The 15,066-nt window shown below is 59.9% G+C and carries 12 protein-coding genes; 10 read left to right on the top strand and 2 right to left on the bottom strand.

The window, feature by feature from the left end; genetic code table 11:
- Window positions 1-3: 3 nt before the first annotated feature.
- From ACQZ63_RS08565 to panB, 5 genes are all read left to right on the top strand, one after another.
- Window positions 4-1,989 carry an acetyl-CoA carboxylase biotin carboxylase subunit gene (locus ACQZ63_RS08565; RefSeq protein ID WP_113555406.1) on the top strand — a complete coding sequence of 662 codons (1,986 nt, stop codon included), beginning with the start codon at window positions 4-6 and terminating at the stop codon, window positions 1,987-1,989.
- Window position 1,990: 1 nt separating this feature from the next.
- Entirely contained in the window at window positions 1,991-2,917 is a 927-nt protein-coding gene (locus tag ACQZ63_RS08560; RefSeq protein WP_113555407.1) for a hydroxymethylglutaryl-CoA lyase, read from the top strand.
- Window positions 2,907-3,683, top strand: a complete 777-nt coding sequence (locus tag ACQZ63_RS08555) for an enoyl-CoA hydratase-related protein (protein ID WP_113555408.1) — start codon at window positions 2,907-2,909, stop codon at window positions 3,681-3,683. The genes ACQZ63_RS08560 and ACQZ63_RS08555 overlap by 11 nt, the downstream gene beginning before the upstream one ends.
- Window positions 3,684-3,801: 118 nt before the next feature.
- Window positions 3,802-4,680 carry a pantoate--beta-alanine ligase gene (panC, locus tag ACQZ63_RS08550; RefSeq protein ID WP_112178406.1) on the top strand — a complete coding sequence of 293 codons (879 nt, stop codon included), beginning with the start codon at window positions 3,802-3,804 and terminating at the stop codon, window positions 4,678-4,680.
- Window positions 4,677-5,516, top strand: coding sequence for a 3-methyl-2-oxobutanoate hydroxymethyltransferase (gene panB / locus ACQZ63_RS08545; RefSeq protein WP_113555409.1), 840 nt, complete (start codon window positions 4,677-4,679; stop codon window positions 5,514-5,516). Before panC ends, panB begins: the two co-directional genes overlap by 4 nt.
- A 201-nt stretch (window positions 5,517-5,717) precedes the next feature.
- Here panB and rhaI read toward each other — a convergent pair whose 3' ends face one another.
- Both rhaI and ACQZ63_RS08535 read right to left on the bottom strand, forming a co-directional pair.
- A complete protein-coding gene (rhaI, locus tag ACQZ63_RS08540; RefSeq protein ID WP_019564794.1) occupies window positions 5,718-7,010 on the bottom strand; it encodes an L-rhamnose catabolism isomerase in 1,293 nt (430 codons plus the stop codon).
- A gap of 100 nt (window positions 7,011-7,110) precedes the next feature.
- Window positions 7,111-9,207, bottom strand: coding sequence for a bifunctional rhamnulose-1-phosphate aldolase/short-chain dehydrogenase (locus tag ACQZ63_RS08535; RefSeq protein ID WP_113555410.1), 2,097 nt, complete (start codon window positions 9,205-9,207; stop codon window positions 7,111-7,113).
- Between the two features lie 200 nt (window positions 9,208-9,407).
- On the opposite strand from ACQZ63_RS08535, the gene ACQZ63_RS08530 reads away from it, so the two are divergent.
- From ACQZ63_RS08530 to ACQZ63_RS08510, 5 genes are all read left to right on the top strand, one after another.
- Window positions 9,408-10,238: a DeoR/GlpR family DNA-binding transcription regulator gene (locus ACQZ63_RS08530; protein WP_003511198.1), complete on the top strand. Its 831-nt coding sequence runs from the start codon at window positions 9,408-9,410 to the stop codon at window positions 10,236-10,238.
- A gap of 48 nt (window positions 10,239-10,286) precedes the next feature.
- On the top strand, window positions 10,287-11,297 hold the full coding sequence (rhaS, locus tag ACQZ63_RS08525; RefSeq protein ID WP_003511200.1) for a rhamnose ABC transporter substrate-binding protein: 1,011 nt from the start codon (window positions 10,287-10,289) through the stop codon (window positions 11,295-11,297).
- A gap of 211 nt (window positions 11,298-11,508) precedes the next feature.
- Window positions 11,509-13,044 (top strand): sugar ABC transporter ATP-binding protein, encoded by a 1,536-nt coding sequence (locus tag ACQZ63_RS08520; RefSeq protein ID WP_025595484.1) that lies wholly within the window; start codon window positions 11,509-11,511, stop codon window positions 13,042-13,044.
- Between the two features lie 13 nt (window positions 13,045-13,057).
- The gene (locus ACQZ63_RS08515; RefSeq protein ID WP_113555411.1) at window positions 13,058-14,059 is read left to right on the top strand and encodes an ABC transporter permease; all 1,002 of its coding nucleotides are present in this window, start codon (window positions 13,058-13,060) and stop codon (window positions 14,057-14,059) included.
- Window positions 14,056-15,066: an ABC transporter permease gene (locus tag ACQZ63_RS08510; protein WP_003511205.1), complete on the top strand. Its 1,011-nt coding sequence runs from the start codon at window positions 14,056-14,058 to the stop codon at window positions 15,064-15,066. Before ACQZ63_RS08515 ends, ACQZ63_RS08510 begins: the two co-directional genes overlap by 4 nt.

Below are 15,066 nucleotides of genomic sequence, written 5' to 3'. Positions count from 1 at the left end.
ACGATGTTCTCAAAAATACTGATCGCCAACCGCGGCGAAATCGCCTGCCGAATCATCCGCACCGCCCGCAAGATGGGCATCCGCACCGTCGCGGTCTATTCGGATGCCGACCGCGACGCCATGCATGTGGCGCTGGCCGACGAGGCCATCGCCATCGGCCCGGCACCCGCTCGTTCGTCGTATCTCGATGCTGAAAAGATCATTGCCGCCGCACAGGCAAGCGGCGCGCAAGCCATTCATCCCGGTTACGGTTTTCTCTCGGAGAATGCCGGTTTCGCCGAAGCCTGCGCCTCTGCCGGCATCATTTTCATCGGCCCGACACCCGATGCCATCCGCGCCATGGGCGGAAAAAGCGAGGCGAAGGCGCTTATGGCGCAGGCGGGCGTTCCCGTGGTGCCCGGCTATCACGGCGAGGATCAGGCCGACGAAAAGCTTGCCGGCGAGGCAGAAGCCATCGGCTATCCGGTTTTACTCAAGGCTTCAGCTGGCGGCGGTGGCAAGGGCATGCGCGTTGTCCGTGAAAAGCGTGAATTTGCGGCAGAGCTCGCCGGCGCAAAACGCGAAGCGCTCGCCGCCTTCGGCAATGACCGTATGCTGATCGAGAAATATCTGGAACGGCCGCGACATGTGGAGGTGCAGGTCTTTGCCGATGGCCATGGCAATTGTCTTTCGCTTTTCGAGCGCGATTGCTCGATCCAGCGCCGGCACCAGAAAGTCATAGAGGAGGCCCCTGCCCCCGGCCTGCCCGATACGCTCAGGCAACGCATGTACAACGCGGCGGTGGCCGCCGCCCGCGCCATCGACTATCGCGGGGCTGGAACGGTGGAGTTCCTGCTCGACCCGTCCGGCGCGTTCTATTTCATGGAAATGAACACCAGGCTTCAGGTCGAGCATCCGGTCACGGAATATATTACCGGGCTCGATCTGGTCGAATGGCAGATCCGTGTTGCGAATGTAGAGGCGCTGCCGGACGACTGGGGCAATCTGCGCATCAACGGCCATGCCATCGAGGCCCGGATTTACGCCGAAGACCCGGCGCATGATTTTCTGCCGTCAATCGGCACGGTCAGCCACCTCGCCTTTCCGGAAGAAGGACCTCACCTTAGGATAGATAGCGGCATACGCACCGGCGACGCCATCAGCGTGCACTATGATCCGATGATCGCCAAGCTGATCGTCTGGGACTACGACCGTCCGTCTGCCGTGCGGCGTCTGCGTCTTGCACTCGAAAAACTGGCGATTTGCGGCGTCACCAGCAATGCCGCCTTTCTGACACGGCTTGCGGGGCTGGATGCTTTCGCCGCCGCCGAACTCGATACCGGCTTCATAGCCCGCAACGAAGCGGCGCTCTTTGCCCCCGGAGCCACGAGCGAGAACGAAATAGCTTTGGCCACGCTCGGCCTGCTTCTCTCACGCCGGAACGGGGCCAAGCCGCAGGCCGATCCTTATAGCCCTTGGAACAATACGAACTCTTTCCGCCTCAATGCGCCAGCGCGGGAAACCCTGCGTTTCGTCCTGGATCAACAGCCGGTCGATGTCGCCGTTACACATGAGCCAGATGGTTTTTCACTGGAGATCGGCACGCGGGCTATCCGCGCTCATGGCAGCATCTCACAAGACGGCATACTGCGGGCTACCGTCGATGGCAGGCAAAGACAGTGCCGTTTCTTTGCCAGCGATAACGGCCACGCGCTTTTTCTGGATGGCGAGCACTATCGCATCAGCCAGCCCGACCCCGTCGATGTAGCGGATACCTCCGCTCATACCGGCGGTCTGGAAGCCCCGATGCCCGGCGTCATCCGCGCCATTCTAAGCCAGCAGGGCGCAGCGGTTGAGGCCGGTGACGCGCTTGTGGTTATGGAAGCGATGAAAATGGAGCACACTATCCGTGCGCCAGCAAAAGGCACCGTCACCGCCATCAACTGCGCCGAAGGTAATATGGTCGAAGCCGGCGCCATGCTGGTGGATTTCGAACCGGAGGGCGCATGAGATGGCATTGCCCAAAACCGTCAAGATCGTCGAGGTCGGTGCACGTGATGGCCTGCAAAACGAAACTGCTGAGGTTCCCACCGCCATCAAGATCAGGTTGATCGAGCGGCTGGCTGCGGCCGGATTGGCGGTGGTGGAGGCGGGAGCCTTCGTTTCGCCAAAAAAAGTTCCGCAAATGGCAGGGTCGAAGGAGGTGCTTCTAGGCCTCAAACGACATCCCAATACCGCCTATCCGGCGCTCGTTCCCAATATCAAGGGTTTCGAGGCCGCCGTTGAAGCCGGTGTGACGGAGATAGCCGTTTTCGTGTCCGCATCCGAAGGCTTCAGCCAGCACAATATCGCCTGTTCGCGCGCCGAAAGCCTCGAGCGCCTGCGCGATGTTTCGGAGGCAGCGGCCAGCCGTAACATCCCCATGCGCGGCTATGTCTCCTGCATCGCCGGTTGCCCCTATGACGGCGCGGTCGCACCCGAAGATGTGGCGGCGATGGCCGAAGCGCTTGTCGCCATGGGATGCTACGAAATCTCGCTCGGCGATACGATTGGTGTCGGCACTGCCGGGCAAATCCGCAAGCTCATCCAACATGTATCGACCCGCATCCCGCGCGAAAAACTCGCCATGCATTTCCACGACACCTATGGGCAGGGCGTCGCCAATGTGCTGGCTTCGCTTGAGGAAGGTATTTGTGTGTTCGACAGTTCCGTGGCCGGGCTCGGCGGTTGCCCCTTTGCGCCGGGCGCAAGCGGCAATGTCGCCACCGAAGACGTTGTTTATCTGCTGCACGGGCTTGGCATCAAAACCGGCATCGACCTGATGGCGGTGGCGAGAACGGGAGACTGGATAAGTCGCCATCTCGGCAGGGCAAATGCGGCACGCGCCGGTAAGGCACTGCTTGCCGTAAAGATGGAGGATAATGCACATGGTGGGTGAGCTGTTGAGCGAGAAGCGCAAGGACGTTCTGTGGCTGACGCTTAACCGGCCGGACGTCCACAACGCCATGAACGCCGCGATGACGGACGCCTTGACGCATGCGATCCGGACGGCATCCAGCGACGGCGACCTGCGTGCCGTGGTGATAACGGCGGCGGGCGACCGTAGCTTCTGCTCAGGGGCCGATCTGAAGGAAAGCGCTGGTGGCATGTTCCTCTCGCGAGACGGAACGAACCCCATCGCCAATGTGATGCGCGCTATCGAGACCTGCAACAAAATCGTCATCGCCCGCGTCAATGGCCGGGTGCTGGCGGGTGGGCTAGGCCTTATCGCGGCCTGCGATCTCGCTTATGCTGCCGATCATACTGAGTTCGGCCTGCCGGAAGTTCGCGTCGGGCTTTTCCCGGCCATGGTGGCGGCGAAACTTCTGGCCAAAATACCGCTGAGCCGCCTCCACGAAATGGCCTATCTGGGGCAACCGGTCACCGCCGCAGAGGCCGAAGGCATCGGCCTCATCAACCGCACGGCGCCACGTGCCGAACTCGATGGCGTGATCGAGGGAGTACTCGCCCGCTTGCGGCAGAACGCGCCGGGCGCAGTCGCCGCCGGAAAGGCAGCGCTGCTGACGATGCGCGACATGCCGGCCAGTGAACGGCTCGCCTTTGCCGAAAGCGTCATCGCGAAGATCAGCAGCAGCGAGGAGGCGCGCGAAGGCAGAGACGCCTTCGCTGGAAAACGCCCGCCGATTTGGGCTGGCGGGTCCTGAACCACCGCTCAAGGTCTTAATCGATATAATGCCCACAGCCGCGTTGACCCCGTTCGGCAAATCGAGTTCTATCCACCACCTTTCGCCGGAGGGCGATCGGGGAGCCGGAGGAGAACCTATGCGCCTTGTAAAAACCGTCGCCGAGTTGCGCGGTCTGACCGCCAAGTTTCGTCGCGATGGCAAGACCGTCGGCTTCGTGCCGACCATGGGTTTTTTGCATATCGGCCATCTGACGCTGGTTGCCAGGGCGAAGGCGGAGAACGACGTGACGGTGGTCTCGATCTTCGTCAATCCGCTGCAATTCGGGGCCAATGAGGATCTTGCCCGTTACCCCCGCGATCTCGCCCGCGATAGCGCGCTGCTGGAAGAGGCAGGTGTCGACATTCTTTTCGCACCCGAGGTTACGGAGATGTATCCGCGCCCGATGCAGACCGTGGTGGATGTGCCGGAACTGGGAAGCCAGTTGGAAGGTGCGGTACGGCCGGGGCATTTTGCCGGGGTTACGACTGTTGTCACCAAGCTTTTTAATCTCGTGCAGCCGGATGCCGCCTATTTCGGTGAAAAGGACTACCAGCAGGTAACGCTGATCCGGCGCATGGTGGACGATCTCGCCCAGCCAGTCCGCGTCGTTCCCGTCGCCACCGTACGTGAGGCGGATGGGCTCGCCTGCTCCTCGCGCAATGTCTACCTGAGCCTTGAAGAGCGTGCCGCCGCCGTAATTGTGCCGCGCGCGCTTGATGAGGCCGAGCGGCTGTATAATGAGGGATGCGACGACCCGGCCGCGTTCGAAGCAGCAATAGAAAAATTCATCGCCAAGGAGAAGCTGGCGTTGCCCGAAGTCGTGGCAGTGCGCGATCCCGACACGCTGGCCCCCGTGGCTTCGCTGCAGGCCCGGCCTGTGCTAGTGGCACTGTTCGTGCGGGTCGGCAGCACCCGCCTTCTCGACAACCGCGTCATCGGACGTGATAAAACCGGCAAACAGGAGGCTGCACGATGAGCACGCACGCGAAACAGAAGCGGCTGACGACAGCCTCCATCAAGCAAATGAAAGGCGGTGCGCGCATCGTCTGCCTCACCGCCTATACGACGCCGATTGCCCGCCTGCTCGATCCGCATTGCGACCTGCTGCTGGTTGGCGATTCAGTCGGCATGGTGCTTTATGGCATGGACACGACGGTCGGCGTCACCCTGGATATGATGATCGCCCATGGCCGCGCCGTCATGCGTGGTGTGGAACACGCCTGCGTCATCGTCGATCTCCCCTTCGGGACATATCAGGAATCAAAGGAACAGGCGTTCCGCAACGCCGTGCGGCTGATGCAGGAAACCGGCTGTGATGGCGTGAAGCTGGAAGGCGGTGAGGAAATGGCCGAAACCATCGCCTTTCTCGTGGCGCGCGGCATTCCGGTGTTCGGCCATGTCGGGCTGATGCCGCAGCTGGTCCACACCGCCGGAGGTTTCCGCTCTCTTGGACATTCAGATGCGGAAACGCAGAAAATCTGGCGCGATGCGATTGCGGTCGATCAGGCCGGTGCTTTCGCCATTGTCGTGGAAGGTACCGTCGAGCCGCTTGCGCGCGAATTGACCGAAAAACTCTCCGTCCCGACTGTCGGCATCGGCGCATCACCGGCCTGCGATGGGCAGGTGCTGGTTTCCGACGACATGCTCGGTCTCTTCACCGATTTCAAACCGAAATTCGTCAAACGTTTCGCCGATCTGGGTGCGACCGTTTCACAGGCAGCGGCAGGTTATGCCGAAGAGGTGCGCTCCGGTGCGTTTCCGGGGCCGGAGCATACGTTTCAGGTCCGCAGGCAATCGCCTTTGGCGGAGTGAGGGAACGGCGCAGAGGAGTTGGTGAGGTGGTGACATACACCTTCACCTTCGTCATGCTCGGGCTTGTCCCGAGCATCTGCTACCTATCTATTTTGTGAAATGTCGGCAGATCCTCGGCACAAGGCCGAGGATGACGTCGCGTTTGAGGCAAGGTTTGTAAGTAGGCTCGGCTTCTCCGCCTGTCCCCTCAAACCCCAACCCCTAAACAATCCCGCCGCTGCCACCGATCGAAGCCGGGCGTTCCGCCGCAACCCGTTTGCGATAACCACTCGCCCGGTAGGTGGCAACAGGATCGATCGCGCCGCCCGCCAACTGCCTTGCTTTAGCGAGAACCGGCTCGACATCGGTGCGATAGGCCCGTTTCAGCGTATCGGAGGCCATCAACGCATCATTGTCTTGCTGGTAGCCATCCAAAGCCGCGCGATCCACCAGCAGCGCCTGCGCATAGGCGCGGCGGATTTCGTTGGCACTGGAAATCAGGCTTTCGATTGGGTCGGTCACATTGTGCGACTGGTCGATCATATGGGCGGGATGGAAGCCCTTCACGCCACGATGTTCGGCATCTACCAGCTCGTTGAAGACGAGGAACAGGCGGTAAGGCTCGATGGAGCCGGCATCCAGATCGTCATCGCCATATTTCGAATCGTTGAAGTGGAAACCACCGAGCTTGCCGAACTGGATGAGCCGGGAGACGATCATCTCGATATTGGTGTTCGGCGCATGGTGACCGAGATCAACGAGGCAGAACGCCTTTTCACCGAGCGTATTGGCGATGAGGTAATTGGTGCCCCAATCCTGCACGACGGTGGAATAGAAGGCCGGCTCGAACATCTTGTGTTCGGAAAAGATGCGCCAGTCATCCGGCAGCGCCTTGTAGATGTCGGCCATGGCCGCGAGATAGCGCTCGAAACTTCTGGTGAAATTGCTCTGGCCGGGGAAGTTGGAACCATCGCCAACCCACACCGTCAGCGCCTTGGAACCAATGGCTTTACCGATCTCGATACATTCGATGTTGTGCTCCACGGCTTGGCCCCGCGTTGCGGCATCGGTGTGGCTGAGCGAACCGTATTTGTAGGAATGGCTCTGATCCGGTGCATCCGAGAAGGTATTGGAATTCATGGCGTCGAAGCCGAGACCCAGCGTGTCGGCATGGTCCTTCAAACGCTTCGGGTCCTGCTTGTCCCACGGAATATGCAGGGAGACATTCGGCGTCGCCCGTGTCAGCTGGTTGATGACGGCGCAATCATCCAGCTTGTCAAAAATGCCGCGGGGCTCACCTTCGCCCGGAAAGCGGGCGAAACGGGTGCCGCCGGTGCCGACGCCCCAGGATGGAACAGCGACGAAGAATTCCGCGACCTTGGCGGTGACAGCATCGATATCGATGTTGCGACGCGCGAGCTGGTTGCCCAGCGCATCATAGTCGTCCTTCAGCGCGGCGGCGCGCTTGTCGTTTTCGGCCGCGATCACATCGGCGGCGATTTTGGTGTCGGTCATCTCTTCCTCCCCGGAATCGGTCCAGTGCATGCTCGATCATCGCCCCCTCCGTCATTCCGGCGTTAAGCCGGGATGACGGAGGTGAGACGTGCCGAAATTCCTACCGCGTAAAGCTCTGCGCATTGCCGGCATCGACATTGATGATATTGCCGGTTGATTTGGCCGACGCGTCGGACGCCAGGAAGTAGATCGCTTCGGCGATGTCTTCCGGGAATACATTGAGCTTCAGCATCGAGCGCTTGCGGTAATGTTCCTCCAGATCGGTCACCTCGATCTTGGACGAGGCCGCGCGCTGCTCGCGCCACTCGCCGTTCCAGATCTTCGAACCGCGCAGAACGGCATCGGGATTGACGGTGTTGACGCGAATGCCGGCTTCCGCCCCTTCCAGAGCAAGGCAACGGGCAAGATGGATTTCCGCCGCCTTGGCCGTGCAATAGGCAGAAGCATTGGGCGAAGAGGCAAGACCGTTTTTAGAGGCGACGAACACCACGTTGCCGCCGAGATTTTGACGCCTGAGTAGCCGGAATGCTTCCCGCGACACGAGGAAATAGCCCGTCGCGAGAATATCGATATTCTTGTTCCACATGGCAAGCGTCGTGTCTTCCACCGGTGCAGACGAGGCGATGCCGGCATTGGAGACGAGAATATCCACGCCGCCAAATTCCACGCTCGCTTCCGCAAAGGCGGAAATGACCGCGTCTTCCTGCGTCACATCCAGCCTGACGCTGCGCACCGCATCAGCACTGTAGCGCTTCGCGAAATCGCCCTTGGCCGCTTCCAGCGCCGCCTCGTCAATATCGGCGAGAACAACGCAGGCGCCCTCCGCTGCCAGCCTTTCCGCCGTCGCCCGGCCGATGCCGCCGGCGCCACCGGTGACAAAGGCCACGCGTCCGGCAAGGCTTTTCGGCTTCGGCATGCGCTGGAGCTTTGCCTCTTCCAGCAGCCAATATTCGATATCGAAGGCTTCCTGTTCGGGTAGGCCCTGATATTCGGACACGGTGGAAGCGCCGCGCATGACGTTGATGGCGTTGACGTAAAATTCACCGGCGATACGGGCGGTTGCCTTGTCCTTGGCGAAGGACAGCATGCCGACACCGGGGATCAGGAAAATCACGGGGTTCGGGTCGCGTATATCAGGCGAATTATCATGGCGGCACGCCTCATAATATCTGACGTAGTCGGCGCGGTATGCCTCTAGCGCCTTGTCGAGACCGGCTGTCAGCGCATCCACATCGGGATTTGCCGTATCGAGATCGAGGATCAGCGGGCGGATTTTCGTGCGCAGGAAATGATCCGGGCAGGAGGTGCCGAGATTTCCGAGCGGCTTCAGATCCTTGGAATTGACGAATTCCAGAACCGCGTCCTGATCATCGAAATGGCCGAGCTTGCGCTCCTTGCGGCCGATCCGACCACGGATTTCCGGCATCAACCGCGCAGCAATCGCGCGGCGTTCGGCAAGTGGCAGGCTCCTGGCAACGGCACCGCCGAAAATCGTCTTGCCTTCGGTCTTGGCCGCAAACCATTCGATCGCCTTGTTGATGATGGCGAGCGTCAGTTCGTAACATGTCTTGGCGTCGTTATCCCAGGTGAACAGACCGTGGCTTTCCAGCACAACGCCCTTGGCCTCGGGGTTGGCTTTTACGAAAGCCTCGAGATCGAGACCCAGTTGGAAACCGGGACGGCGCCAGGGAAGCCAGCCGATGTCATCGCCAAAGATCTGCTGCGTCAGTTCTTTCGAATTTTTGGAGGCGGCAATCGCGATGATCGCATCCGGATGCATATGATCGACATGATCAAAAGGCACGAAGCCGTGCAGCGGCGTATCGATGGAGGCGGCGCGTGGGTTGAGGTTGAAAGTGCAATGCGGCAGGAAGCCGACCATGCGGTCCTCATCCTCGACACCCTTGTAAATGCCCTTTAGCGCTTCCAGCTTGTCGAGATAAAGCGTCGCAAAACCATCGAGCTTGATGGTACCGACATCGCCGCCGGACCCTTTAACCCACATGACGCGGACTTTCTCGCCCGTCAGCGGATCGGTTTCGAGCACCTTCGCGGATGTGTTTCCGCCGCCGTAATTGGTGATGCGCTTGTCGGCGCCAAGCAGATTGGAGCGATAAAGCAGCTTGCCAGGCTCATCGAGCGTTTTGGCATAGGCATCGTCCCAACGGCTTTCGAGAAGGCGGGATTTTCCCGTCATGTCTTCCTCCCAAGTCAAGTCTGCATTCGCGGTGCCGATATCGGCCCGCCTCCGTTGAAGGCAGATATCGCGCATACAAAAGCAGAATGTCAATCAAAAACGATCATAAATTTTCATGTTGCAGCGCGATATTGATTAATTTGATCGTTCTTGATTGACAACGTAAAGAGATTGCGAATAATCACAATCAGGAGGACCACATGCACGAACGCGAACGCCATCGCATCATCTTGAGCGCCACACAGGAAAAAGCTGTCGTGACGGTGCAGGATATTGCCGAACTGACAGATGCGTCGGAAGCAACGATCCGCCGGGATATCGCGTCCCTGCATGTTCAGGGAAAGTTGAGGCGCGTGCGTGGCGGTGCCGAAGCGGTGCATCCACCGCAGTTGGGCAATCTGGCCGCGCGACCGTTCCGCGTGTCCGAATCGGTCAACATCGACAAGAAACGCGCAATTGCGCGCAAGGCGGTTGATCTCTGTAATGACGGTGATGCGATCATCTTAAATGGCGGCACGACCACATTCCAGATGGTGCACTACATGGCGGCGCGACGGCTGCAGGTGATGACCAATTCCTTCGCGATTGCGGAGCATCTGGTCAAACATTCCAAATGCAATGTCAGCGTGCCTGGTGGCGCGATCTATCGCGATCAAAGCCTTATCCTGTCGCCCTTCGAAAACGATGCCATCCGCAATTTTTACGCAAGGCGAATTTTTCTCGGCGCGCAGGGCATCGGCGCACTCGGCATCATGGAATCGGACGCGCTGGTGATCCAGAGCGAGCAGAAGCTGATGCGGCAGGCGGAAGAGCTGATCGTGATGGTCGATTCCTCGAAATTCAAAAAACGATCCAGCCTGATTTTATGCCCACTCGAAAACGTCTCGACCATCATCACCGATGACGGGATTTCGGATGAGGCGGCGCGGATGGTTGAAAATGCCGGCGTCGAATTGCTGATCGCCGGCGCAGCGGGGGATGGCAAGATAGCCAACCCGCCTGATGAGGAGGATTCCTCTTCGGTCGCTTGAGGAAGCACCGAAGAGAGGAACAGGTTCAAAAACGGGAGGAAAAGGAACATGAAACTTACACGCAGAACATTGACGAGCGTCCTGGCACTTAGCGCGGCGCTCTCCGTCGCGGGTCTTGGCGGCGTTGCCCAGGCAGCCGATGTGAAGATCGCGCTGGTGGTAAAATCACTTGGCAACGGCTTTTTCGAAGCCGCCAACAAGGGCGCGCAGGAGGCTGCAAAAGACCTCGGTGGCGTCGAGATCATCTATACGGGCCCGACCAGCACCACCGCGGAAGGCCAGATCGAGGTCATCAATTCGCTGATCGCGCAGGGCGTGGATGCCATCGCCATTTCCGCCAATGACCCGGACGCCGTAGTTCCGGCGCTGAAAAAGGCGGCGCAGCGCGGCATCAAGGTCATCTCCTGGGATTCCGGCGTGGCACCTGAAGGCCGCATTCTGCAGCTCAACCCCTCGTCCAACGCGCTGATCGGCAAGATGTGCCTGCAGCTTGCCGCATCGCACCTGGAAGGCGGCAAGGGCGATTTCGCCATCCTTTCGGCCACCACCACCTCCACGAACCAGAATATCTGGATCGATGAGATGAAGAAGCAGCTGAAGGACTTCCCCGGCCTCAACCTCGTTACCACCGTTTATGGTGACGACCTTGCCGACAAGAGCTACCGCGAAGCACAGGGCCTGCTTTCCTCCCATCCTGATGTGAAGGTCATCGTCGCACCGACGACGGTTGGCGTTCTTGCGGCCTCTCAGGCCGTGAAGGATGCGGGCAAGATCGGCAAGGTCTTTGTGACGGGCCTTGGCCTGCCCTCGGAGATGGCTGGCGCCATCAAATCAGGCGCAACCAAGGAATTCGCCATCTGGAACCCGATCGACCTCGGTTATTCCGCCACCCAGATTGCCTACCGCCTTGTGAAGGGTGAAGCAGACGGCAAACCGGGCTCGGAAATCGAAGCCGGCCGCATGGGCAAGATCAAGGTCGGCGAAAATAGCGAAGCGGCCATGGCCGATCCCTTCATTTATGACGCCAAGAACATCGATCAGTTCTCGAAGATTTTCTGATCTGAATAATTTCCGGCAGTGCGGAGGCTAACCCCCTCTGTCCTGCCGGGCATCTCCCCCTCAAGGGGGGAGATCGATATGCCGCACCCGCTCGTTCCATAGGCAGGGTGTATCCGCTTGCCGATCTCCCCCCTCTTTGGGGGGAGATGCCCGGCAGGGCAGAGGGGGGGTGCCTCTCGCCGCTACACTCAAAACCAACCGGTAAGACGGAATGATGCGTGCTGAAACCAAAATCTTAGACGTTACCGAGACTTCCAGCGCGACGCCCATTCTGGAAATGCGCGGCATCAGCCAGATATTCCCCGGCGTGAAGGCGCTGGATGGCGTCGATATCGCGCTTTATCCCGGCAAGGTCACGGCGCTGATCGGCGAGAACGGTGCTGGAAAATCCACGCTCGTCAAAATTCTCACCGGAATCTACCGCCCGAATGAAGGGGAAATCCTTCTCGATGGCCGGCCCGTCACCTTTCACGGCGCACAGGATGCCATCGATGCCGGCGTGACCGCCATTCATCAGGAAACCGTGCTTTTCGACGAGCTTTCCGTGGGCGAAAACATCTTCCTCGGTCATGCGCCCAAAGGCCGTTTCGGCCTCATTGACTGGAAGACCATCAATGCGCGCGCCGGGGTCCTGCTTGAACAGCTCGAAAGCACCATCGATCCGTCCATTCGGCTGAAGGACCTTTCCATCGCGCAGCGCCACCTCGTGGCAATCGCCAGAGCGCTTTCCGTCGAGGCACGTATCGTCATCATGGACGAACCGACAGCCGCCCTTTCCCGCAAGGAAATCGATGATCTGTTCCGCATCGTTGAAAACCTGAAGCGGCAGGGCAAGGCCATCCTGTTCATCAGCCACAAGTTCGATGAAGTATATGAAATCGCTGAAAATTACGCCGTATTCCGGGACGGAAAGATGGTCGGCGCGGGTAATCTCGCCGCCACCCCGCAGGACGAGATCGTGCGCCTGATGGTTGGCCGCGACGTAACCAACGCCTTTCCCAAGCAGGCGGTCGCGCTCGGTCCGACGGTTCTTTCGGTGCAAAATTATTCACACCAGACGGAATTTCGCGATATTTCTCTCGATCTGCGCAAAGGCGAAATTCTTGGCCTTTATGGGCTGATCGGCGCCGGGCGGTCGGAACTGTGCCAGTCGCTTTTCGGCATCACGCGCCCAGCCTCAGGACAGATTACCCTCAACGGCGAACCGCTCGTCATCCGTTCGCCGGAGGATGCGATCCGCGCCGGCATCGTTTATGTGCCGGAAGAGCGCGGACGGCATGGGCTGGCGCTGGACATGCCGATCTACCAGAACATGTCGCTGCCCTCTCTTGCCCGCACCTCTCGCAAGGGCTTTCTCGCCGCCGCAAACGAATTTGCTCTGGCGCGCAAGTATGCCTCACGCCTCGACCTGCGCGCCGCCGCCCTGTCCGTGCCCGTCGGCACGCTTTCCGGCGGCAACCAGCAGAAGGTGGTGATTGGCAAATGGCTCGCCACGCAGCCGAAAGTAATTATTCTCGATGAACCCACCAAGGGCATCGATATCGGCTCCAAGGCCGCCGTGCACGGCTTCATCAGCGAGCTGGCGGCCGAAGGTCTCTCCATCATCATGATTTCATCCGAACTTCCCGAAATTCTCGGCATGTCCGACCGCGCCATCGTCATGCGCGAAGGCCTGATGGCAGGTTTGTTCGAACGCGCCGATTTTTCTCCGGAAAAGCTGGTGCGCGCCGCCACCGGCAACGCCTGAGAGGGGCAAAACCATGCAACGTTTTCTCAAAAATCGCGAATGGCTGCTGGCGGGCATCATCGTCATCATGATCGCAGGCTTTGCGCTGCGCGCGCCCGGTTTCGGCAAGCCGGCCAATCTCGTCAATATCTTCAACGATACCTCCATCCTCATCATCCTGGCGCTTGGCCAGATGGCGGTCATTCTCACCAAATCCATCGATCTTTCGGTTGCCGCCAACCTCGCCTTCACCGGCATGGCAGTGGCGATGACCAATGCCGCCTTCCCGGGAATTCCACTGCCGCTTCTCATCGCCATGGCGGTCGGCATCGGCGCATTTCTGGGATCGATCAACGGCATTCTCGTTTGGTGGCTCGGCATTCCGCCCATCGTCGTCACGCTCGGCACGCTCACCATCTATCGCGGCATGGCCTTCGTGCTGTCGGGCGGCGGCTGGGTGAATGCGCACCAGCTTTCGCCGACCTTCCTGAACGTGCCGCGCACCATGATCCTCGGCATGCCGGTTTTATCCTGGGTCGCCATCCTCATCATCGCCGGCGCCTGGCTCGTGCTCAGCCGGACCTCTTTCGGCCGCTCCGCCTACGCTTCCGGCGGCAATCCGGGCGCTGCGGTCTATGCCGGCATCGATGTGGGCCGCACACGCTTTCTGGCTTTCGTTCTGTCGGGTGCACTGGCAGGACTTGCCAGCTATCTCTGGGTGTCGCGTTATGCCGTTGCCTATGTGGATATCGCCGCCGGTTTCGAACTCGATAGCGTGGCGGCAAATGTGATTGGCGGCATCTCCATTGCCGGCGGCATTGGCTCGGTGGCAGGCGCTGTGCTCGGCGCACTGTTTCTCGGCGTCATCAAGAACGCCCTGCCCGTCATCGGCATTTCCCCCTTCGCGCAAATGGCGATTTCCGGCGTGGTTATCGTGCTCGCCGTCGTCTTCAACGCCCGCGCCGAAGCTCGAAAAGGGCGCATCATCCTGCGCGACCGGGCGGCAAGCGATCAGGCCAAGGAGGCCGCAACATGAGTACGAATTCTCAACCCGCGCAGAAGCCACGCATCATTCCAGACAAGCTCGGCACGCCGTTGCGCCGTCTTCTGGCGAGCTGGGAAGTGCTGCTGCTCGGCGTCGCGATCCTCATCTTCATCGCCAATTCGTTTGCCTCTCCCTATTTCCTCAATGCCTGGAACCTGTCCGACGCGACCTTTAACTTCACCGAAAAGGCGATCATCGCATTTGCGATGGCGCTTCTGATCATCGCTGGCGAGATTGATCTCTCAGTCGCCGCCATCATCGCTCTCGCCTCCACCGCAATGGGTGCGGCGGTGCAGATGGGTGTTGGCACGCCGGGGCTCGTCGCCATCGGCATCGGAACCGGGCTACTCTGCGGGGCGTTCAACGGCTTTCTCGTCGCTGGCCTCAAACTGCCATCCATCGTCGTCACCATCGGCACGATGAGCCTGTTTCGCGGTATTTCCTATATGGTGCTGGGTGATCAGGCCTATGGCAAATATCCGGCGGATTTCGCCTATTTCGGTCAGGGTTACGTATACTCGGTCATCTCCTTCGAATTCGTACTGTTCCTCGCCATGGCCGTCATCTTCGCCATTCTGCTGCACGCCACCAATTTCGGCCGGCAGGTCTACGTGATCGGCAACAATCCGTTTGCCGCCCGTTTTTCCGGTATTCCCGTCGAGCGGGTGAAATTCATCCTCTTCCTTTTGACTGGCCTGATGAGCGGCATCGCCGCCGTCTGCCTCACCTCGCGGCTCGGTTCCACCCGCCCCTCGATTGCTCAAGGCTGGGAGCTTGAAGTCGTGACCATGGTGGTGCTCGGCGGCGTGTCCATTCTCGGCGGCTCCGGAACCATTGCAGGTGTCGTCATCGCTGCCTTCGTCATGGGCCTCGTCACCTTCGGCCTCGGTCTTCTGAACGTGCCTGGCATCGTCATGTCGATCTTCGTCGGCCTGCTTTTAATCATCACCATCGCCATACCCATCGTTGTGCGCCGCCTTCGCGCCATCAGAGGCTAA

The organism is Agrobacterium sp. CG160-95 (assembly GCF_053521725.1).
Note: the sequence above shows the minus strand (reverse complement) of the source record. Positions and strands in the feature narration are given on the sequence as shown.

What these genes read in the sequence shown, in the direction of transcription:
- ACQZ63_RS08565 (WP_113555406.1), top strand. Translation starts at nt 4, where the DNA reads ATGTTCTCAAAAATACTGATCGCCAACCGCGGCGAAATCGCCTGCCGA.
- ACQZ63_RS08560 (WP_113555407.1), top strand. Translation starts at nt 1,991, where the DNA reads ATGGCATTGCCCAAAACCGTCAAGATCGTCGAGGTCGGTGCACGTGAT.
- ACQZ63_RS08555 (WP_113555408.1), top strand. Translation starts at nt 2,907, where the DNA reads ATGGTGGGTGAGCTGTTGAGCGAGAAGCGCAAGGACGTTCTGTGGCTG.
- panC (WP_112178406.1), top strand. Translation starts at nt 3,802, where the DNA reads ATGCGCCTTGTAAAAACCGTCGCCGAGTTGCGCGGTCTGACCGCCAAG.
- panB (WP_113555409.1), top strand. Translation starts at nt 4,677, where the DNA reads ATGAGCACGCACGCGAAACAGAAGCGGCTGACGACAGCCTCCATCAAG.
- rhaI (WP_019564794.1), bottom strand. Translation starts at nt 7,010, where the DNA reads ATGACCGACACCAAAATCGCCGCCGATGTGATCGCGGCCGAAAACGAC.
- ACQZ63_RS08535 (WP_113555410.1), bottom strand. Translation starts at nt 9,207, where the DNA reads ATGACGGGAAAATCCCGCCTTCTCGAAAGCCGTTGGGACGATGCCTAT.
- ACQZ63_RS08530 (WP_003511198.1), top strand. Translation starts at nt 9,408, where the DNA reads ATGCACGAACGCGAACGCCATCGCATCATCTTGAGCGCCACACAGGAA.
- rhaS (WP_003511200.1), top strand. Translation starts at nt 10,287, where the DNA reads ATGAAACTTACACGCAGAACATTGACGAGCGTCCTGGCACTTAGCGCG.
- ACQZ63_RS08520 (WP_025595484.1), top strand. Translation starts at nt 11,509, where the DNA reads ATGATGCGTGCTGAAACCAAAATCTTAGACGTTACCGAGACTTCCAGC.
- ACQZ63_RS08515 (WP_113555411.1), top strand. Translation starts at nt 13,058, where the DNA reads ATGCAACGTTTTCTCAAAAATCGCGAATGGCTGCTGGCGGGCATCATC.
- ACQZ63_RS08510 (WP_003511205.1), top strand. Translation starts at nt 14,056, where the DNA reads ATGAGTACGAATTCTCAACCCGCGCAGAAGCCACGCATCATTCCAGAC.